General features: G+C 62.0%; 20 protein-coding genes. 9 read left to right on the plus strand and 11 right to left on the minus strand.

Going from position 1 to position 19,732, the window contains the following annotated elements; translation table 11 throughout:
- The first annotated feature begins 59 nt into the window (after positions 1–59).
- From CCR96_RS14670 to nhaD, 6 genes are all read left to right on the plus strand, one after another.
- Complete coding sequence (locus CCR96_RS14670; protein ID WP_201220850.1) at positions 60–515, plus strand: ATP synthase subunit C; 456 nt, start codon at positions 60–62, stop codon at positions 513–515.
- Positions 516–651: 136 nt separating this feature from the next.
- Entirely contained in the window at positions 652–951 is a 300-nt protein-coding gene (locus CCR96_RS14675) for a V-type ATP synthase subunit F (RefSeq protein WP_201220988.1), read from the plus strand.
- A gap of 68 nt (positions 952–1,019) precedes the next feature.
- A complete protein-coding gene (locus CCR96_RS14680) occupies positions 1,020–1,664 on the plus strand; it encodes a V-type ATP synthase subunit E family protein (RefSeq protein ID WP_201220851.1) in 645 nt (214 codons plus the stop codon).
- A gap of 2 nt (positions 1,665–1,666) precedes the next feature.
- Positions 1,667–3,463 carry a V-type ATP synthase subunit A gene (locus tag CCR96_RS14685; RefSeq protein ID WP_201220852.1) on the plus strand — a complete coding sequence of 599 codons (1,797 nt, stop codon included), beginning with the start codon at positions 1,667–1,669 and terminating at the stop codon, positions 3,461–3,463.
- A gap of 48 nt (positions 3,464–3,511) precedes the next feature.
- Positions 3,512–4,891, plus strand: a complete 1,380-nt coding sequence (locus CCR96_RS14690) for a V-type ATP synthase subunit B (RefSeq protein ID WP_201220853.1) — start codon at positions 3,512–3,514, stop codon at positions 4,889–4,891.
- 29 nt (positions 4,892–4,920) lie between these two features.
- Positions 4,921–6,342, plus strand: a complete 1,422-nt coding sequence (gene nhaD, locus CCR96_RS14695; protein ID WP_201220854.1) for a sodium:proton antiporter NhaD — start codon at positions 4,921–4,923, stop codon at positions 6,340–6,342.
- Positions 6,343–6,481: 139 nt separating this feature from the next.
- Here nhaD and truD read toward each other — a convergent pair whose 3' ends face one another.
- The 7 genes from truD to CCR96_RS14730 form a co-directional block, all read right to left on the minus strand.
- The gene (truD, locus tag CCR96_RS14700; protein WP_338035888.1) at positions 6,482–7,570 is read right to left on the minus strand and encodes a tRNA pseudouridine(13) synthase TruD; all 1,089 of its coding nucleotides are present in this window, start codon (positions 7,568–7,570) and stop codon (positions 6,482–6,484) included.
- Complete coding sequence (gene ispF / locus CCR96_RS14705; RefSeq protein ID WP_201220855.1) at positions 7,567–8,067, minus strand: 2-C-methyl-D-erythritol 2,4-cyclodiphosphate synthase; 501 nt, start codon at positions 8,065–8,067, stop codon at positions 7,567–7,569. The genes truD and ispF overlap by 4 nt, the downstream gene beginning before the upstream one ends.
- 109 nt (positions 8,068–8,176) lie before the next feature.
- On the minus strand, positions 8,177–8,878 hold the full coding sequence (gene ispD / locus CCR96_RS14710; RefSeq protein WP_201220856.1) for a 2-C-methyl-D-erythritol 4-phosphate cytidylyltransferase: 702 nt from the start codon (positions 8,876–8,878) through the stop codon (positions 8,177–8,179).
- Positions 8,875–9,168, minus strand: coding sequence for a cell division protein FtsB (gene ftsB, locus CCR96_RS14715; RefSeq protein ID WP_201220857.1), 294 nt, complete (start codon positions 9,166–9,168; stop codon positions 8,875–8,877). The genes ispD and ftsB overlap by 4 nt, the downstream gene beginning before the upstream one ends.
- A 65-nt stretch (positions 9,169–9,233) precedes the next feature.
- Complete coding sequence (gene eno, locus CCR96_RS14720) at positions 9,234–10,514, minus strand: phosphopyruvate hydratase (RefSeq protein WP_201220858.1); 1,281 nt, start codon at positions 10,512–10,514, stop codon at positions 9,234–9,236.
- Positions 10,515–10,731: 217 nt separating this feature from the next.
- Entirely contained in the window at positions 10,732–11,565 is an 834-nt protein-coding gene (kdsA, locus tag CCR96_RS14725) for a 3-deoxy-8-phosphooctulonate synthase (protein WP_201220859.1), read from the minus strand.
- Positions 11,565–13,259 (minus strand): CTP synthase, encoded by a 1,695-nt coding sequence (locus CCR96_RS14730; protein ID WP_201220860.1) that lies wholly within the window; start codon positions 13,257–13,259, stop codon positions 11,565–11,567. Before CCR96_RS14730 ends, kdsA begins: the two co-directional genes overlap by 1 nt.
- A 255-nt stretch (positions 13,260–13,514) precedes the next feature.
- On the opposite strand from CCR96_RS14730, the gene CCR96_RS14735 reads away from it, so the two are divergent.
- Together CCR96_RS14735 and fnr are read left to right on the plus strand one after the other, a co-directional pair.
- Positions 13,515–13,928, plus strand: coding sequence for a sulfur globule family protein (locus tag CCR96_RS14735; protein WP_201220861.1), 414 nt, complete (start codon positions 13,515–13,517; stop codon positions 13,926–13,928).
- 393 nt (positions 13,929–14,321) lie between these two features.
- Positions 14,322–15,080 carry a fumarate/nitrate reduction transcriptional regulator Fnr gene (gene fnr / locus CCR96_RS14740; protein WP_201220862.1) on the plus strand — a complete coding sequence of 253 codons (759 nt, stop codon included), beginning with the start codon at positions 14,322–14,324 and terminating at the stop codon, positions 15,078–15,080.
- A 220-nt stretch (positions 15,081–15,300) separates the two neighbouring features.
- Here the strand turns inward: fnr and dnaQ are convergent, their stop codons facing one another.
- Genes dnaQ through CCR96_RS14755 form a run of 3 tightly spaced genes read right to left on the minus strand, consistent with a single transcriptional unit; the run spans position 15,301 to position 17,072 of the window.
- Positions 15,301–16,056 carry a DNA polymerase III subunit epsilon gene (dnaQ, locus tag CCR96_RS14745; protein ID WP_201220863.1) on the minus strand — a complete coding sequence of 252 codons (756 nt, stop codon included), beginning with the start codon at positions 16,054–16,056 and terminating at the stop codon, positions 15,301–15,303.
- Between the two features lie 25 nt (positions 16,057–16,081).
- The gene (gene rnhA, locus CCR96_RS14750) at positions 16,082–16,564 is read right to left on the minus strand and encodes a ribonuclease HI (RefSeq protein ID WP_201220864.1); all 483 of its coding nucleotides are present in this window, start codon (positions 16,562–16,564) and stop codon (positions 16,082–16,084) included.
- Positions 16,551–17,072, minus strand: coding sequence for a methyltransferase domain-containing protein (locus tag CCR96_RS14755; protein WP_242519101.1), 522 nt, complete (start codon positions 17,070–17,072; stop codon positions 16,551–16,553). Before CCR96_RS14755 ends, rnhA begins: the two co-directional genes overlap by 14 nt.
- Positions 17,073–17,452: 380 nt before the next feature.
- On the opposite strand from CCR96_RS14755, the gene CCR96_RS14760 reads away from it, so the two are divergent.
- Entirely contained in the window at positions 17,453–18,562 is a 1,110-nt protein-coding gene (locus CCR96_RS14760) for a transglycosylase SLT domain-containing protein (protein ID WP_201220865.1), read from the plus strand.
- A gap of 100 nt (positions 18,563–18,662) precedes the next feature.
- Here the strand turns inward: CCR96_RS14760 and fba are convergent, their stop codons facing one another.
- On the minus strand, positions 18,663–19,727 hold the full coding sequence (gene fba / locus CCR96_RS14765; protein WP_201220866.1) for a class II fructose-bisphosphate aldolase: 1,065 nt from the start codon (positions 19,725–19,727) through the stop codon (positions 18,663–18,665).
- Positions 19,728–19,732: the final 5 nt, after the last annotated feature.

The following is a 19,732-nucleotide window of genomic DNA, read 5'->3' on the forward strand; positions in this document are numbered from 1 at the left end:
TTGATCTTCACCGCCACTTCCTTTCTGATTCCGACTCTTGAACCCCGAGGAACCGCTCTATGTACTGGCTCGTCGCACTGATCTCCTTCGCCATCCTCGGTCTGATACTGACCGGCCTCGCGCTTGAGCTCCGGCCGGCCGATCGGCCACTGCGCTTACCCCGCTGGACGGCGCCAGCGATGGGCACGCAGCTCGTCGTTTTTGTCGGCGCCCAACTCGGCCTGCTGCTGCTTGGGATCAACGAGGCCTTCGCCGAGGATGTTGTCAGCGATGTCGAGGTCGATGTCCTTGAGATCAGCACTGGCATGGGGCTGGCGATCATCGGCGCCGGCATTCCCACGGCACTCTCGACCATCGGCGCCGGTATCGCGGTTGGCCCCATTGGCGCTGCTTCACTCGCCGCGATTACCGAGAAGCCAGAGAACCTTGGCCGTACGCTAATCTATCTTGGTCTGGCCGAGGGTATCGCGATCTACGGCCTGGTCATCTCGATCCTGTTGCTGAATCGCATCTGAGCCGCCGCACCGAACCGCTACACAGCCCTGAGCCCTGATGAGCGAGCACACACCCAGCGACAGCCCGGCGGTCTCTAGCGCGGCTTCCAGTCCCGCTTCTAGCCCGGCCTCCAGCGCGAAAGCCCCACCGACGCGGATGCTGTTCCTCGGCGAGGACAGCCTCGCCGAGGGCTTCAGCGTAATCGGCTTCGAGACGCATCCGAATCCGGCTCCGGCCGATGTCGATCGGGTCTTTCGTGAGCTGCTCGCAGGACGCGATCAGGCCTTCGTGATCGTCGATGACGAAGTGATGAACATGGACGTCGAGCACCTGAAGCGGGTCCGCCGCGAGGGTGGTCGTATCGTCGTCGTCGCCGTTCCGCCGCTCGCCGCGCCGCCGAAGCTTGGCAGCGAGGTCGCGGATCGGCTCGCCAGCATGTTCGGAGCCGGCCTCTAGGCCTCTGGACCTCTCGACTCACTCATGTCACCCAACGCCCTGCAACCGACCGCCATCTAGGACTCGACGTGACGACCCAAGCAGATCAGCTCGAGAACGCCATCCTGGCCCGCGCCGAGCGCCTGGCCAAAGAATATCGTGAGCGCGCGCAACGCTCGCGCGACAGCATCCTGCGCGAGGCGGCGGAGAAGCTGCGCCTGCGCGAGCAACGCGAGGAGGCGATCGCCAAGACCCTCGGCGATCGCGCCTACCGCCAGCAGGTCCAGGCCGAGGAGCTGAAGCTGCAGAGCCATTTGGATCTGGTGCGCTGGAACCTGGTGCGCGAGGTCGAGGGCCGCCTAGCCGAGCAGATGCTGGCCTATGCCAAGGACAGCACGGCCTATCTGCAGACCCTCACCGGCTTCATCGAGGCGGCCCTCGCTGAGATCGAGCACGAGGAGGTCGAGGTGCGCGCCAACAACGCCGACCGCAAACTGCTGAAGACCCACTGGGCCGACCTCGTCAGCAGACTGCCGAGCGGCACCCAGGTCAGGCTGAGTGAGGAGCCGATCGAGACCCTGGGCGGGGTGATGATCGAGAGCAGCGATGGCCGGATTCGCGTTGACAATACCTTTGAAGGGCGGGTCGCGCGGCTGCAAGCACGGCTACAGCAAGTCATCCTGGAGCGGCTGGTGCCGAGCGGCTTCGAGACCGGCAGCATCTTCGGGGGTTGATGATGAGTGAGCGTAACAATCTCGGCTTCATCCGCGAGATCAACGGCCCGATCGTCACCATCGATCTGCCTGGTATCCGCAGTGGCGAGCAGGTCAAGATTGGTGAACTCGGGCTGGTCGGCGAGGTGATCTCGCTGAATGGCCGCGAGGCGACGGTGCAGACCTATGAGAGCACCGATGGCGTGCGACCCGGCGAGCCCGCCGAGGGCCTCGGCTGGCCACTCTCGGTCGAGCTGGGGCCGGGACTGCTGGGCGGCATCTTTGACGGTATTCAGCGACCGCTGGAGAAGATCGCGCTGCAGTCGGGTGATTACATCCGCCGCGGCTTGAGCCTGCCCGGTCTGGATCGCGAGCGGGAATGGGAGTTCGAGCCCAATCCGGAGCTGGCGCCCGGTCATCAGATCGGTCCCGGCACGGTGCTCGGCACGGTGCAGGAGACCGAGACCGTGCTGCACAAGATCCTGGTGCCACCGGGGCTCGAGGGTGAACTGACCGAGCTGGCGCCGAATGGCGACTATGCCATTGAGGCGACCATCGGCCATCTGCGCGACAAGCAGGGCCATAGTCATCGGCTGAAGCTGTATCACCGCTGGCCGGTGCGCAAGCCGCGTCCGTATCTCAAGCGCGATGACGGCATCTCGCCGCTGATCACCGGCCAGCGCGTGATCGACAGCTTTTTCCCGCAGCTCAAGGGCGGCAAGGGCGCCGTGCCTGGCCCCTTTGGCGCCGGCAAGACCGTGGTGCAGCAGCAGATCGCGCGTTGGTCAAATGCCGAGATCGTCATCTACGTCGGCTGCGGCGAGCGCGGCAACGAGCTGGTCGATGTGCTCGAGACCTTCCCGCAGCTCGAAGACCCCTATACCGGCCGCAAGCTGATGGAGAAGACGCTGCTAGTCGCCAACACCTCCAATATGCCGGTGGTCGCCCGCGAGGCCTCGATCTACGTCGGCCTGACCATGGCCGAGTACTATCGCGACATGGGCTACGACGTGGTCATGCTCGCCGACTCGACCAGCCGCTGGGCCGAGGCCTTGCGCGAGGTCTCCGGACGGCTCGGGCAGATGCCGGTCGAGGAAGGCTATCCGGCCTATCTGTCGTCGCGGCTGGCCGCGGTCTACGAACGTGCCGGTCGCGTCGAGACCTACGATGCCGGCCCTGGCTCGGTGACCCTGATCGGCGCCGTCTCGCCGCCCGGTGGTGACTTCTCGGAGCCGGTGACCAGCCACACCAAGGACATCATCGAGACCTTCTGGGCGCTGTCCAAGGAGCTCGCCGACGCCCGTCATTATCCGAGCATCGACTGGGTGACCAGCTTCTCGGCCCATGTCCATGCCGCGGCCGAATGGTGGCACAAAGAGGTCGATCGCCGCTGGGAGGCCCGCCGCACCCAGGCGCTGGCTCTGCTCGCGCGCGATGCCGAACTCTCACGCATCGTCAACCTGGTCGGCCCCGAGGCCCTCTCCGACGCGCAGCGCTGGCAGCTGGAAGGCGCCTCGCTGATCAAGGAGGGTGTGCTGCAGCAGAGTGCGCTTGATGAGGTCGACACCTTCTGCTCGCCGCAGAAGCAATTCGCCCTGCTTGATCTGGCCCTCTCGATTTATGACAAGGGCATGACCCTGATCGAACTCGGCGTGCCGGTCAGCCATCTGCAGGACTTGCCGCAGCTGGCCAAGGTGCGGCGCTGCAAATCCATCTATAACAGCGATCAGGTCGCGAGCATCACCGACCTTGGCCGCGAGATCGAGGATGCCTTCGAGAGCATCCGGCTGCAGTATGCGAAACAGCACAGCGATGACTAAGCACGCCCTCCCCTTGGACTCCAGCCCTAGCAGCATGAATCGCCTGTCATGAGCATCAAAGAATACCGAACTGCCAGCGAGGTTCGCGGCGGGCTGATCCTGGTCCGCGAGACGCCCGGGGTCGCCTTTGGCGATCGCGTGCGCATCTCCGACGGCCGCGGCGGCACCCGCGATGGCCAGGTGATTCGCGCCTCCAACGAGGAGGTGATGATCCTGGTGTTCGAGGGCACCGATGACCTCGATCTGGAGGCGGTCTGGGTGCGCTTTCTCGACGAGCCCGTCGAGATCGCCCTCTCCCCGGAGATCTTAGGCCGCGAATTCAACGGCCTTGGCGAGCCGCGCGATGGTCGTCCGCCGATCCTCTCCAACATCCGCCGCGCGGTTGGCGGCTCGGCCATCAATCCGGCCGCGCGCAGCTATCCGCGCGAGTTCATCCAGACCGGCATCTCGACCATCGATGGGCTGAACTCGTTGGTGCGCGGTCAGAAGCTGCCGATCTTCTCCGGCTCCGGTCTGCCGCATAATCGGCTCGCAGCGCAGATCGTGCGCCAGGCCAAGCTCAAGGATGAGGACTCGAGCTTCTCGATCGTGTTCGCGGCCATGGGCGTCAGCTATGCCGATGCCAAGTTCTTCCGCGACGAGTTCGCCAGCTCCGGTGTGCTGCGCAACGTGGTGATGTTCGTCAACCTGGCCGATGACCCGCCGGTCGAGCGCCTGACCCTGCCGCGCACCGCGCTGACGGTCGCCGAGTACCTGGCCTACGATCTCGACCGCCATGTCTTGGTGGTGATGACCGACATGACCTACTACGCCGAGGCGCTACGCGAGGTCGCCACCGCCAAGGGCGACGTGCCAGCGCGCAAGGGCTATCCCGGCTATCTCTACTCCGACCTCGCCGAGATCTACGAACGCTGCGGGCGCATCCATGAGCGCCATGGCTCGATCACCATGATGCCGGTGGTCTCGATGCCCTCTGACGACATCACGCATCCCATCCCGGACCTCACTGGCTATATCACCGAGGGTCAGATCGTGCTCTCGCGCGAGCTGCACAACCAGGGCATCTACCCACCGGTGCATATCTCCCCGAGCCTCTCAAGGCTGATGAAGGACGGGATCGGCAAGGATGACACCCGCGAGGATCATCCCAAGGTCGCGGCGCAGCTCTATGCGCTCTACGCTCGCGCCCTCGAGACCCGCAACCTGGCCAGCATCATCGGCGCCGATGAGCTGTCCGAGCGCGACCGCCGCTATCTCAAGTTCGCCGACGACTTCGATCGTCGCTTTGTCGGCCAGGGCGAGGCCGAAGACCGTAGTATCGAGGCCACACTGAATCTGGCCTGGGAATTGATGAGCGCCTTCCCGCGCGACAGCCTCACCCGCCTCTCGGAGACCGAGCTGGCGAAGTACTATCAGGGTAACGACTGACGCGACTCAGCCGTCTAAGGAGTCTCTCCATGCACCATCCCGTACTCAAGGTCGCGTTTGGCCTGCTTCTACTCTCACTGTCATCATTCGCATTGGCGTCTGATGGCGGACAGCACATCGATTTGACCGGCAACTGGGTCGGCTACACCGCCATCCTGATCTTCGTCATCGCCTACGCGCTGGTGATGGCCGAGGAATTCACCCATCTGCGTAAGTCGAAACCGGTGGTGTTGGCGGCCGGTTTGATCTGGGTGTTCATCGCCTACTTCTACACCGGTCATGGCGGTGACCCGCACGCCGTCGCCGACGCAGTGCACCACAACATCATGGAGTTTGCCGAGCTGTTCCTGTTCCTGCTCGCGGCCATGACCTATATCAACGCCATGGAGGAGCGGCTGGTCTTCGAGTCGCTACGGGCCTGGCTGATCCGCAGCGGCTACAGCTACCGTAAGCTGTTCTGGATGACCGGCTTTCTCGCCTTCTTCATCTCGCCGGTCGCGGATAACCTGACCACAGCGCTGTTGATGTGTGCTGTCGTCATGGCCGTTGGTGCCGATAAACCCCGATTTGTCGCCTTAGGCTGCATCAACATCGTCATCGCTGCCAATGCCGGCGGTGCCTTCAGCCCCTTTGGTGACATCACCACCCTGATGGTCTGGCAGAAGGGTATCTTGCCGTTCCAGACCTTCTTCCTGCTCTTCATTCCAGCACTGGTCAATTATCTGGTGCCCGCCTACTTCATGCACAAGGCGATCCCGGACGAGACCCCGCCGGCCAGTGATGAGGTGGTGAAGACCAAGCGCGGCGCCAAGCGCATCGTGTTTTTATTCCTGCTCACCATCGCCACCGCGGTGAGCGTGCACAACTTCTTTCATCTGCCGCCAGTACTGGGCATGATGACCGGTCTAGCCTATCTGAAGATCTTCAGCTACTACCTCTACATGAGCGGTGAGCTGTCGACGGTGAAGGCGGGCACGCTCGAAGACACCATGCCGTTCGATATCTTCAACAAGATCGCCCGCGCCGAGTGGGACACCTTGCTGTTCTTCTATGGCGTCATCCTCTGCGTCGGCGGCCTCGGCTTCATCGGCTACCTCGAGCTGCTGTCGGCGTTTGCCTACATCGATGTCGGCCCAGTCTTCGCCAATACCATGGTCGGCATCTTGTCGGCGCTGGTCGATAACATTCCGGTCATGTTTGCCGTATTGACGATGAATCCGGACATGTCTCAGGGGCACTGGCTATTGGTCACCTTGACCGCCGGTGTCGGTGGCAGTCTGTTGTCGATCGGCTCAGCCGCTGGCGTGGCGCTGATGGGACAAGCCAAAGGTGTCTACACCTTCTTTGAGCATCTGCGGTGGACGAAATTCATCGCTCTAGGCTACTTTGCCAGCATCATCGTCCACTTTGTCGTCAATTTCTGGACCTTCTCGATCCCCATCAACGGCTAGCCTCGCAGCAACCCCATTGCAACGAGTGACCCGCAAGCCAGGAGCCAGGGCTCCTGGCTCGTTGGGGATACCGACCTTTGCGGTCTGCCCCATCTTCGTCGCTGAGATTCGTCGCTGAGAGTGGAACGATGTGCCGCGATCAGCGTTCGTGCGACCTCGGCTCGGTCCAGGTGCTGAATTCGCGCAACAGGCTCGTCGCGTAGCTGCCGGCAGGCAGGGTGAAGGCTAAGTCGATCTCGGCTGGCGAGATGCGATCGAGCACAAGCGCCTCAATATCCAACCGCAGCGCGCGCCGCTCTTGCTTGAGGCCAGCCGCCGCCAAGCCCGCGACCCAGTCGGGATAATCCGCGGCTACCTGATCCTCCAGCACACGCACCAGCCCATCGGTCAGCGGCTCGCCTTCGCCGAAGAGCGGCCCGGTTGGGATCAGATCACCCGAATCGAGACGTTCCACAATGCGCTCGTCGACGCGATCGACCAAAAAATGCGAGTGACTACCGCGTAGCTGTAAGCGGTCGCCGTCCAGAGCCTTGCCCCAATCGCCGCGTTCGACCCGGCGCGCCAGGAGTTCGTTGAACAGTTGCGAGCGCGCCGCCGACAGCCACAGCCCACGTTGATGCCGACTAGCACGTGGCGCCACGCCAGCAAACAAGGCCTGCGCCCGGAGCAGATTGCCCTCAGCACGCCCGAACCGTTGCGGCCCGAAATAGTTGGGCACCCCGTTTGCCGCCATCCTGTTGAGCTGCTCTGCTGCGGCATCGAGATCGCCGCTGGTCTCGCGCAGCCGGATGCGGAACTGGTTTCCAGCCAAGGACCCGCGCTTGAGCTTGCGCCGGTGCCGATGCTGCTCTAGGACCTCAATGCCGTCTTCGGCGAGCAACCGCCAACGTGGCTCTGCCGCGTTGCCGAGGTGGACGGAGAACCATTGCGTGGTCACCGCATGTCGGTCTTTGAGTCCGGCGTAGCCAACCATCTTGACCGAAACACCGGCCAACGAGGCGATGCGCCGAGCCACCCACTCAGTATTCGCCGAGGTCTTGCGAATGCGCAGGAGCGCGTGCTCGCCGTCGCCATCGGGGCCGAAGGCCAGGATCTCGTCGACGATGAAGTCGGCTGGTTGGGTGCGCAGTTGCGCACTCAGGCAAGGACCACCAAACGCATAGGGTAGCTCGGAAAACGAGCGCCATGGCTTGACCGAATCGATGAGTGGAGGCTGCGCGGTACTCACCGAGCCGTCGCAGTCCCGGTCGTCCCAGCGTCGTCGAGCAGGACGACGGCGAAGGCGGCGATGCCTTCGCCCCGACCCGTGAAGCCCATGCGCTCACTGGTCGTGGCCTTGACGTTGACACGCGCCACCGCCAGGCCCAGGTCAGCTGCGATACAGTCGCGCATCGAGGCGATATAAGGAGCGAGCTTGGGCGACTGTGCGACCAGGGTCAGATCCGCGTTATGCACCCGCAGGTCGCGTTCCGCGAGTGACTGCATCACGCGCTGCAGCAGCACGCGGCTGTCGATGTCCTTGAAGGCGGCGTCCGAATCCGGGAAGTGATGGCCGATATCCCCGAGACCAGCCGCGCCGAGCAGCGCATCGCAGAGCGCGTGGAGCACCACATCACCATCCGAATGCGCCTCGAGTCCGAGGTGATGCGGAACCTCGACCCCACCGAGCATCAGCCGGCGATCCGGGGCAAATCGATGGGCATCGATGCCCTGCCCGATTAACATGGGCTGCCCCCCAGAATCTGCGCTGCGGTGTCGAACGACCGCCCCTGTCGCCCCTGTTTAGCCTGTCGTTGCTTCATCGTCGCTCCTGATGGGTGGCGCGGGTGGTGTGCTAGTGGTCGAGGAAGAACTCGGCCAAGGACAGATCCTCAGGCCGGGTAATCTTGATGTTGTCGACACGGCCTTCGACCAGGAGTGGGCGAAGCCCGAGCTGCTCGATCGCGCTGGCGTCGTCGGTGATGGCGATACCCTGCGTCCGGCAATAGGCCAGGGCCTCGCGCAGCTGTCCGAGCCGAAAGGCTTGCGGCGTATAGGCACGCCACAATTGCTGGCGCGGCAGCGTGCGCTCAACGCGCGCACCGAAGGCATCTTCGGCGGCCTTGACCGTATCGTGCATCGGGACCGCGAGCAGCGCACCGACCGGCTCGTCCACTAAGGCCGCGAGCAATCGGTCAAGATCCCCAGTGGTCAAACAGGGTCTGGCCGCATCATGCACCAAGACCCAATCATCGTCAGCAGCTTTGCCGGCCAAGGCGGCGAGTGCATGCGCGACCGAATCTGAACGCTCAGCGCCACCCGCGACGCGCTTGACCGCTGGATGATCGGCGTAGGCCGTGTCTTGCCACCACTCATCCTCAGGGCTCAGTGCGATGACGCAGCCGGCGATCAGGGGATGCTGCACGAAGACAGCCAAACTGTGCTCGATTACACGGCGCCCGCGTAGCGGCAGATACTGCTTCGGTATCGGGCCACCGAAGCGGCGGCCAGCGCCCGCCGCCGGCAACACGACCCAGTGCTGAGGGCCTGCTGTCATTGCGTTTTAGTCTCGTTTGGCTGTTCGACCACCTGCAAGAAGACCTCGCCGGATTGGATCATGCCGAGTTCACTTCGGGCCCGCTCTTCGATCGCATCAAGCCCGGTCTTCAGATCCTCGACCTCAGCGGCGAGTGCACTGTTACGGGCCTGGAGTCGGACCAGCTCCTGCTCAGTTTCAACAATACGCCCACGCAGATCATGCAGCTCGGCGACGCTACCATCGCCAATCCAGAGGCGAAATTGAAGGAAACCGAGGAGTACCACCAAGACGAAAACGAGCTGGCGCATCGAGTCACATCCTCCGCTTCGGTCGGCTCACTGGGCGCGACCACCATGCGGCCGCGCCATAGCGATCAGAGCGGTTGCTTAAAGGCATCACGGCCAGCATAGACCGCCGCATCGCCGAGCTGATCCTCGATCCGCATCAGCTGGTTGTATTTTGCCACCCGATCGGTGCGCGAGAGTGAACCGGTCTTGATCTGGCCGGTGGCTGAGGCAACGACGAGGTCCGCGATGGTCGTGTCCTCGGTCTCACCTGAACGATGCGAAACAACCGCGGTGTAACCGGCCTTTTGCGCCATCTGGATCGCCTCGAGGGTCTCAGTCAGCGAACCGATCTGGTTGACCTTGATCAGGATTGAGTTGGCGATGCCTTTGTCGATACCTTCTTGTAGGATCTTGGTATTGGTGACGAAGAGATCGTCGCCAACCAGCTGGACCCTGCCGCCGAGCCGCTCGGTATGGTCCTTCCAACCCTCCCAATCGCCCTCGGCGAGGCCGTCCTCGATACTGATGATGGGATACTTACCGACCCAATCCAGTAGCAGATCGGTCATGCCGGCGGCGTCGAGCTTACGACCTTCGCCCTTGAGATTGTAGATACCGTCCTCGTAGAACTCCGAGGCCGCGACATCCATGCCGAGATAGATGTCCTTACCGGCCTGATAGCCGGCCTTCTCGATGGCCTCGAGGATCACCTCGATGGCGGCCTCGTTGCTCGGCAGATCGGGCGCAAAGCCCCCTTCGTCGCCCACGGCTGTGGCCAATCCGCGTCCGTGCAACACCGCCTTTAGCGCATGGAAGACCTCGGCACCCCAGCGCACCGCCTCGCGCAGGCTCGGTGCGCCGACCGGCAGGATCATGAACTCCTGGAAGTCGACGCTGTTGTCGGCGTGCTCGCCGCCGTTGATGATGTTCATCATCGGCACCGGTAGGCGGTAGTCGCCGGTACCGAGGGATTGATACAGCGGTACCGCCTTCTCTTGCGCGGCGGCATGGGCTGCGGCCATCGACACGCCAAGAACCGCATTGGCGCCGAGCCGTCCTTTGTTGTCGGTGCCATCCAGCTCGATCATGCAACGATCCAGCGCCTCCTGATCGGTGACCTCAAGACCCACCACCGCATCGCGCAGCTCGCCATTGACGTTGGCGCAGGCGCTCAGCACGCCCTTGCCGAGATAACGCGACTTATCGCCATCCCGCAGCTCGAGGGCCTCGCGCGAACCGGTCGAGGCGCCGGACGGCACCGCAGCGCGACCAAGCGCACCCTCAGCGGTAATGACATCGACCTCGACAGTCGGATTGCCGCGAGAATCCAAGATCTCGCGGGCACGAACATCGACGATTTCAGACATGGCTTAAACCTCATTCAAATGGAAAAAAATAATCTGGCTATGGGATCTGCGTGATGCCTGGCCGCTGATCTGATCGCGACAATCACGAGCCGGATCAGTGTCAGATCGCATCACTTGCGAATCCTCTCGCTAACCGACCGCGCCGCGAACGGATCGCCTCAGTGGCCGCTACCCTGGCGGCCTGCATCGGTGTCGCGACGTCCTCAGTGGTGTCGTGCTAGAGCCGTTGCTCCGGAAATCCTCGTGCCTTGACCAAGCGGTCAAGCTCCACAAGCGTTCCCAGTAACTCGGCCATCAGTTCTAATGGCCAGGCGTTCGGGCCGTCACTCTTCGCCTGGCTCGGATTCGGATGGGTCTCCATAAACAGGCCGGCAACGCCAGCGGCGACAGCGGCACGCGCCAGCACCGGAACGAACTCGCGCTGGCCACCTGAGCTGTGGCCCTGGCCGCCGGGCAGTTGCACCGAGTGCGTCGCATCGAACACCACCGGACAGCCGGTCTCGCGCATCACCGCGAGCGAGCGCATGTCCGAGACCAGGTTGTTATAGCCGAAGCTGACCCCGCGCTCACAGACCATCAAGGCCTGATTGCCGGTTGAGCGCGCCTTTTCGACCACGCGCGCCATGTCCCAGGGTGCCAGAAACTGACCCTTCTTGATGTTCACTGGCCGCCCTTGCGAGGCGACCGCGAGGATGAAGTTGGTCTGGCGACAGAGAAAGGCCGGTGTCTGCAGCACATCGACCACCGCTGCAACCTCATCCAGTGGGGTATCTTCATGCACATCCGTCAACACCGGTACACCGACGCGCTCGCGCACCCCCTCGAGGATCTTCAGTCCAGCGTCGACACCGAGACCGCGGAAGCCATCGATCGATGACCGGTTGGCCTTATCGAACGAGGACTTAAAGATGAACGCAATACCCAAGGCCTCGGTCATCTCTTGCAACCGCCCAGCGGTATCCTGCGCCAGCGTCTCACTCTCGATCACGCAGGGGCCAGCAATCAGGAACAGTGGCTGTTCGAGGCCGACATCGACGCCGCAGAGTTGCATCAGGCCAGCTCCTCTTTCCCCGCAGTCGGAAGCGGTGCGCTGGCCGCTGCAGCGGGCTGCTCGCCGTGCTTGCGCTTCTGGTAGGCCAGCGCGGCCTCGATGAAGCCGCGGAACAAAGGGTGACCATCGCGCGGGGTCGAGGTGAATTCAGGATGGAACTGGCAGCCGACGAACCAGGGATGATCCGGGATCTCGACGATCTCCACCAGCCTGGAGTCCAGCGACCAGCCCGAGAACCGCATGCCCGCGTCTTTCATCGCGTCACAGTAGCGGTTATTGAACTCGTAGCGGTGTCGGTGCCGTTCACGAACCTGGGGCCTGCTGTAGGTGGCGCGCGCGAGGCTGCCCGGCTCCAGTCGACAATGCTGCCCGCCGAGACGCATGGTGCCACCCTTGTCGGACTCGGCGCTGCGCGTCTCGCGCTTACCATGTTCGGTTTGCCACTCGGTGATGAGCGCGATCACCGGATGCGGCGTGTCTTGCTGGAACTCGGTGCTATGGGCGCCCTCGAGCTTGGCCACGTTACGCGCATATTCGATGACCGCCACCTGCATACCGAGACAGATGCCCAGGTAGGGGATGCGATGCTGACGCGCATAGCTTACCGCGCCGATCTTGCCCTCGATGCCGCGCTCGCCAAAACCGCCGGGCACCAGAACCGCATCGAGTCCATCGAGGCAGCCGGGGCCATGGGTCTCGATCTCCTCCGCGTCGAGGTAGCGGATATTGACCCGGGTGCTGGTCTGCACGCCGGCATGGATCAGGGCCTCGGACAGCGACTTGTAGGCCTCGGTCAGCCCCATGTACTTGCCCACCATGCCGATGGTGACCTGATTGCGCGGATGTTCCAGTCCATCGAGCACCCGCTGCCACTCGGACAGATCGGCCTCCGGCACCTCGAGGCGGAACTGGTTGACCACCAATGCATCAAGTTCTTGCGCGTGCAAGAGCATGGGAATGCGATAGATGTGATCGGCATCGACGGCCGAGATGACTGCCCGCTCCGGAACATTGGTAAAGAGCGCAATCTTGCGTCGCTCCTCATCCGGCAAGTCACGCTGGGCGCGGCACAGCAGAATGTCGGGTTGGATACCGATCGAGCGCAGCTCCTTAACCGAGTGCTGGGTCGGCTTGGTCTTGATCTCGCCGGCGGCCGGGATGTACGGCACCAGCGTAAGATGCATGAACAATGCATTTTCGACGCCGACCTCGACGCGCATTTGCCGGATCGCCTCGAGAAACGGCAGCGACTCGATATCACCGACAGTACCGCCGATCTCGACGATGGCGACATCGGTGTCGTCAGCGCCTAGACGGATCGAATCCTTGATCTCGTCAGTGATGTGCGGGATGACCTGCACCGTGCGGCCGAGATAATCGCCCCGCCGCTCCTTGCGGATCACGCTCTCGTAGATCTGGCCAGTGGTGAAGTTATTGTTGCGCCCCATCCGGGTGCGGAGGAACCGCTCGTAGTGGCCGAGATCGAGATCAGTCTCGGCGCCATCATCGGTGACGTAGACCTCACCATGCTGAAACGGGCTCATGGTGCCAGGATCGACGTTGATGTACGGATCGAGCTTGATCATTGTCACCTTGAGGCCGCGCGCTTCGAGCAGCGCAGCCAGTGACGCGGACGCAATACCTTTGCCGAGCGACGAGACGACGCCGCCGGTTACGAAAATAAGCTTGGGCATGACCTGTGGGGCAGACGACTTGGGTCTAGATAGGATACCCCTCTCACGGTAGCAAATTGGCCTCGACCTCACAATTCGAACCGACAAACGTCCAATGCCATGGCATCGATCATAGACTTCACAAGCAACGACTGGTGCACGTATACTTCGCCGCGTTCGTTCTCTGCGGACTTCCATCGCAGCTCGACGCGGAGTCGACCCCGAATATCGCAGGGGCTGCGACGGATCGATTCACCACCCTTACGGAGCATCACAATGACCAAGTTTGCAAAGGTACTCGGAATCGCTGCCATTGCCACCAGCGCCGCCTTCTCGATGGGCGCTGCTCAGGCTTGGTGGGGCGGTCCTGGCTACGGCGGTCCGGGTTACGGCGGACCTGGCTACGGCAGCGGCTGGGGCGACGGCATGGGCGACATGTTCAGCGACATGGTCGGTGACGGCTATGGCGACTTCAACATGAGCATGAGCGGCGGCGGTCGTGGCTATGGTCGCGGTCGCGGCTACGGCTATGGCCGTGGTTATGGCGATGGCTACGGCTATGGCTACCCGGGCTATGGCTACGGCGCTCCTTATGGTTACGGTGCTCCCTACGGCTACGGCGCCCCTTATGGCGTGCCTTACGGCGCACCCATGGCCCCGGCCGCTCCGGCTGCTCCTGAGGCCAAGTAAGCCACAGTAGCGGTTTATCGCCGTTATGCATTAAGTCGCGCCTCGGCGCGGCTTTTTCTATTGGTATTGGCTCGAGGCGATTACATCACGAGATTTCCGAATCTCCAGTGACACTCAGCGACCCCCCTTTGCCACCGTTCCGTCGGCTCAGTCATCATCGCTGTCCGCGAGCGCGTCGGTGACCAGATCGATGTCCCCGCTTGTAAAGCTCACCGCTGTACTGTAACGCCCGATCGTCGCACTTGCCCCCTTCATGGTAGGCCTCGCGACCCCCTGCGAAACCTCGACCGGCTATTCCACTGCGCAGCGCGCGTGTATGTAAGTCAGATTGACGCTTGATGCATGTCAACTTGAGTTGCAGAATAAGGTCAAACAACTCACTGGAATCTTGCTTTGACTCAGCGAAAAGTAATCTCGTTCGACACGATCCGAGTCGCCTGCAAGAACTGCTCACTGTCGCAGCTCTGTCTGCCAATGGGCCTCGCGCCGGAAGATGTCGAACGTCTCGACTCGATCATTAAGCGATCCCGTCCACTGCACCGCGGTGACCACCTGTTCCGTGGTGGCGAGCGCTTCCGGTCTCTCTATGTCGTCAAGACCGGGTCAGTCAAGACCTATGCGCCCAGCGAGGAGGGCGGTGAGCAGGTACTCGGCTTCCACCTTCCCGGCGAGATCATCGGTCTCGACGCCATCGATAAATCGTGCCACGCCTGCTCGGCCAAGGTGCTCGAGACCTCGGCAATCTGTGAAGTTCCCTTCCAGCGCTTCGAGGAATTGGCCGCAGCGATCCCTTCCCTTCAGCACCAAATGTATCGACTGCTGAGCAAAGAGATTGGGCAGGACGCCGACATGTTGCTTCTACTCGGCAAGAAAAACGCCGAAGAACGCCTAGCGGCCTTCTTGACGAGCATGTCAAGTCGACTGAGCAAGCGCGGCCTCTCCCCAACCGACTTCTATCTGAGCATGTCGAGGCATGAGATCGGCAGCTACCTCGGGCTCGCGGTAGAAACCGTCAGTCGGCTCTTCACACGCTTCCAAGAGGATGGCCTGCTCCGCGTCGATCGGAAGCATGTCGAGGTGCTCAACCTGAGCGCCCTCGAAATGATGGCTGGGGCGCCTCCGTCCAGCGCACATAAGCAACGCTCGAACTAAGGAACCGAGCAGCAATCAGTTGAACGGCTGGGCGGCTCATACTTCGCATTCGCCCTTCGCGCTGGTTGTTCGCGAAAGCAAGTGCCTCAAGACAAGTGCCTCAAGATTCGCAAGCGTTCACGTTTTTTTGCGCGTGCTCTGAGACAACTCGGGCAAAGCAAAAACTCCGGCTAGCCAAGATCCGCTCCATTTTGCTTGGGGCGGGACTTGCTGATCAATCTCAGTCTTGCGCTCTTTCCTGTGCTGTTGCATTCGATAACGAGAGCCAGACACAGCTACCTTGGCTATGCGCGTCGATCGCCTCTAGACGAGCCCGATGCGCCGACTGTTCGCGTTCAGTCGCGCGCACGATGCGCAATGCTGGCCTATCCTTTCGCACCCGCCTTGGAGAGCTCCCGGCCTCAGTCCTTCCATCCCGACGATCGCTATTCGATTCGCTACCGAGCGCCAACGAAACTTGGCCGCCCGTCATTGCTAGGTAGACGTCGGCTAGAATCTCCGCGTCGAGTAAGGCGCCGTGCAAATCGCGCCGAGTGTTGTCGATCTCATAGCGCCGACAGAGTGCGTCGAGACTGTTGCGTTGACCAGGATGGCGCTTACGCGCCAGCGCCAAGCTGTCGACCACGGTACAAATGTCCTCGATACGAGGGGCATCTGCACGCCATTGGCTCAATTCGTGATTCAAAAAGCCGACGTCGAAGGCGGCGTTATGGATGACCAGCTCGGCACCGCGGAGATACTCGATCAACTCCTCAGCAATCTCCGCGAAGCGCGGTTTGTCGGCTAAAAAGGCATTCGAAATACCATGCACCGCGACCGCACCAGCATCGATCTCACGATCCGGCTGCAGATAGCGGTGAAAGTTGGCCTTGGTCAACTGGCGCTCGACCACCTCGACGCAGCCGATCTCGATGATCCGATGGCCTTCGCTCGGCTCTAGCCCAGTGGTTTCTGTATCGACAATCAGTTGTCGCATCCTGTCACCCATATCCTGTTACCCATCAAGCCCGCTTTGGGATGCCTCGATTAGCAAGTTGATCCGCACGCTCATTTTCGGAGTGGCCGCTGTGTCCACGCACCCAGCGCCAGCTTACCTGGTGGCCAGCGAGAGCCTGATCGAGCCTTAGCCAGAGGTCCTGGTTCTTCACTGGACTGCCCTGTTTGGTCATCCAACCGTTGCGCTTCCAGCGTGCCATCCAGCGCTCGACCCCATCCTGCACATAACGCGAATCGACGGTCAGGATCACGTTGCTCTGCCGCTTCAGCGCCTCCAGCGCCTGAATCACCGCCATCAGTTCCATGCGGTTATTCGTGGTCTGTCGCTCGCCACCGTAAAGCTCCTTCTCGTGGACGCCGTAGCGCATCAAGGCGCCCCAACCTCCTGGCCCGGGATTACCTTTACAGGCCCCATCGGTAAACACCTCGACTGCAGCCGTTGCGCGGTCAACTGGTGCGTTTGCGGGAGACGCGTTACTGACGAGCATGATTACCTTGACGAGCAGTTGGCTTGACGGCGCTACCAGGCAGAAACGCCGAGCGTTGTCTCCAGCGCGGCCGAAGCGGGGTGGACAGGGTCACGCGTTTTACTGCGCGGATAACGTAGATGCCGCCGAAGAGGGGCCACCAACGTGCGCCAGTGTCCTCGATCCAATCGAGACGGCTACTGAAGGCGGAGCGCAGAGGGGGGCGAAACAACAGCCGCTCGCGCATCTCGAGCTGAAAGCCCAGCAGATCAAGCCAGTCGATGAGGCGCGACGAGGTCAGCTGATTACCACGCCAAGGGGCTTGTCGATGATGTGGCGCCCTGCGCATCAGACCCCAGGTGCTCAATGGGTTGAAGCCAATAATCAGGATGCGCCCCTCCGGGATCAAAACCCGCTCAGCCTCGCGCAGCACGCGTTGCGGCTGCAGCGCGAAGTCGAGCGTGTGCGGCAAGAGCAAGACATCGATACTGGCCGGGGCCAGGGGCAGTTCAGCTGGCTTCGCACGCAAAGGCAAGCCACTCCAAGTCACACAAGATCGTTCGCTGAGAACCACGTGCGACCGGATACGGCTATGTTCGAAGGCGTCGTGAAAGTCTCGAATACAACCGATCTGGACTAAGAAGTGGCCAAAGGAATTCTCGATCATCCGCTCGACAGCTTCGCGCTCGACACGCGCAACCTCGCGACCAACTGCCGTGTTGAGCCACGCGGCTAGGCCCTCGATTGCAGCGCTATCATCCTCGCAGCGGGACTTCATCGAACGTCTTGGCATGGGTAGCGCCTACAGCTGGAAAGACCTCGGGTTTTCCCGTATATTCGGGGGCACGAGGCGCATTAAAACACTCACAAAGCGCATCTTTTCTCCATCCAGCCACTGCCCGTTCTCTTATGCAAAGTGCTGCCCGCATCCTCCTGCTCTCGGTCGCGATCGGCCTTCCCTTCCAGCTCAGTGGCTGCGCCAGCCAACGGCCAATCGGCGATGACATTGCCAGTAGCCAGACCTTTTCAGTCTCAGCGCGAGAGTACGGCTACGTTCGACCCGCCCTCGATGTCCGAGTCATTGGCCGCGAGGATGGCAACACCAAGCGTCGGCATCGCATTGCCGATGCTGGAGCCAGCAGCGACCTCTGGGATCGCGTCCGTTATGGCGAAACGCTTGGGATTACCGATCATCAGCGCGTCGCGCAAGCGATGCGCGCACTCAAGCGAGACCGGGATTATCTCACGGATCTGAGTCAGCGAGCGCAGCCGTATCTGCACCTGATCATCGAAGAGCTCGAGCGCAATGGTCTGCCGGCCGAACTCGCGCTACTCCCTGAGGTCGAGAGCCGCTATAACCCGCACGCAGTGTCGCCCAAGAGCGCGACAGGCATGTGGCAGTTCATGCCGTACACAGGCGTCGAGATGGGCCTCAAGCAGAACAGCTGGTACGACGGACGCAACGATATCTTGGCGTCGACGCGCGGTGCCATCGCCTATCTACGACAGTTGCATCGCGAGCTCGACGGCGACTGGGCATTGGCGCTGGCCGGCTACAATGCGGGTCCAGGCCGCGTGCGTGCGGCGCAGCGGGCCAATAAAGCAGCGGGCAAGCCGGTCGACTTCTGGTCCCTCGATCTGCCAACCGAAACGGAAAACTACGTGCCCAAGCTGCTCGCGATCGCCAAGCTGGTGCGAGAGCATGATGCCTTAGGGCTTGAGATGCCACAGATCGCAAATCGCCCTCGTATCGAGGTGGTCGAATCCCGACAACAGATCGATCTTGCTCAGGCCGCTCGTGCCTGTGGCGTCACCGTCGCGCAGCTGAAACGGCTCAACCCTGGACTGAAGCGCGGTAAAACGTTACCAAGCGGCCCCCATCTGGTCTTGGTTCCCGCCGGTACCGGCAACAAGTTGCGCACAGCGCTGGCGCAGGCAGGAACACTCAAGGCACCGAGCTTAGCGGCGACAGCAGACGAGCAGCCAGCCGGAGCAGCACTCAGCGCCGGTGATAGCTAAGATCAGAGGCCGCTGTCGATAGCGAAATGCGAGCGCATAGGCGTCGTAACAAAAAGGGCGCCGAGGCGCCCTTTACGAACTCCGCAAATGCGGCCGGTGATTAGTTCACCTTGGGGTCAAGCTCACCCTTGGCATAACGCTGGGTCATCGCCTCGAGCGAGAGTGCGCGGATCTTGCTGGCGTTACCGGCAGTACCGAAGGCCTCGTAGCGCGCTTTGCAGATCTCCTTCATGGCCTTGGTCGAAGCCGCGAGATACTTGCGCGGGTCGAAGTTCTTCGGATTCTCGGCCAGATGCTTGCGGATAGCTCCAGTCGAGGCCATACGCAGGTCGGTGTCGATATTGACCTTACGCACGCCGTTCTTGATGCCCTCGGCGATCTCTTCGACCGGTACGCCGTAGGTCTCGCCCATGGCGCCACCAAACTGATCGATGATCTTCAGCCACTCCTGCGGCACCGATGAGGAGCCGTGCATGACCAGATGGGTGTCAGGGATGCGGGCGTGGATCTCCTTGATCCGCTCGATCGCCAGGATGTCACCGGTCGGCGGACGGGTGAACTTGTAGGCGCCATGGCTGGTGCCGATGGCAATCGCCAAGGCGTCAACCTTGGTATCGGCGACAAACCTTGCCGCCTCTTCCGGGTCGGTCAGCAACTGGCTGTGATCCAGCACGCCTTCGGCACCGGAGCCATCTTCTTCACCGGCCATGCCAGACTCGAGCGAGCCGAGGCAGCCCAGCTCACCCTCGACCGACACACCGCAGGCATGCGCCATATCGACCACTTGGCGGGTGGTGCGCGCGTTGTACTCATAGTCCATCGGCGTCTTCATGTCTTCGCCGAGGGAGCCATCCATCATCACCGAGCTGAAGCCGAGCTGGATCGAGCGCTGGCAAACGGCTGGCGAAGAACCGTGGTCCTGATGCATAACCACGGGGATGTGCGGGAATTCCTCGATCGCGGCCAAGATCAGATGGCGCAGGAAGGGCGCACCAGCGTACTTGCGGGCACCGGCCGATGCCTGACAGATGACCGGCGAATCGGTCTCGTCAGCGGCCTCCATCATGGCCCGCATCTGCTCAAGGTTGTTCACGTTGAATGCCGGAACGCCATACTGATGCTCAGCAGCGTGGTCTAGCAACTGGCGAAGCGAAATAAGGGCCATTGCGG

The organism is Halochromatium roseum, assembly GCF_016653315.1.
Classification (GTDB): domain Bacteria; phylum Pseudomonadota; class Gammaproteobacteria; order Chromatiales; family Chromatiaceae; genus Lamprobacter; species Lamprobacter roseus.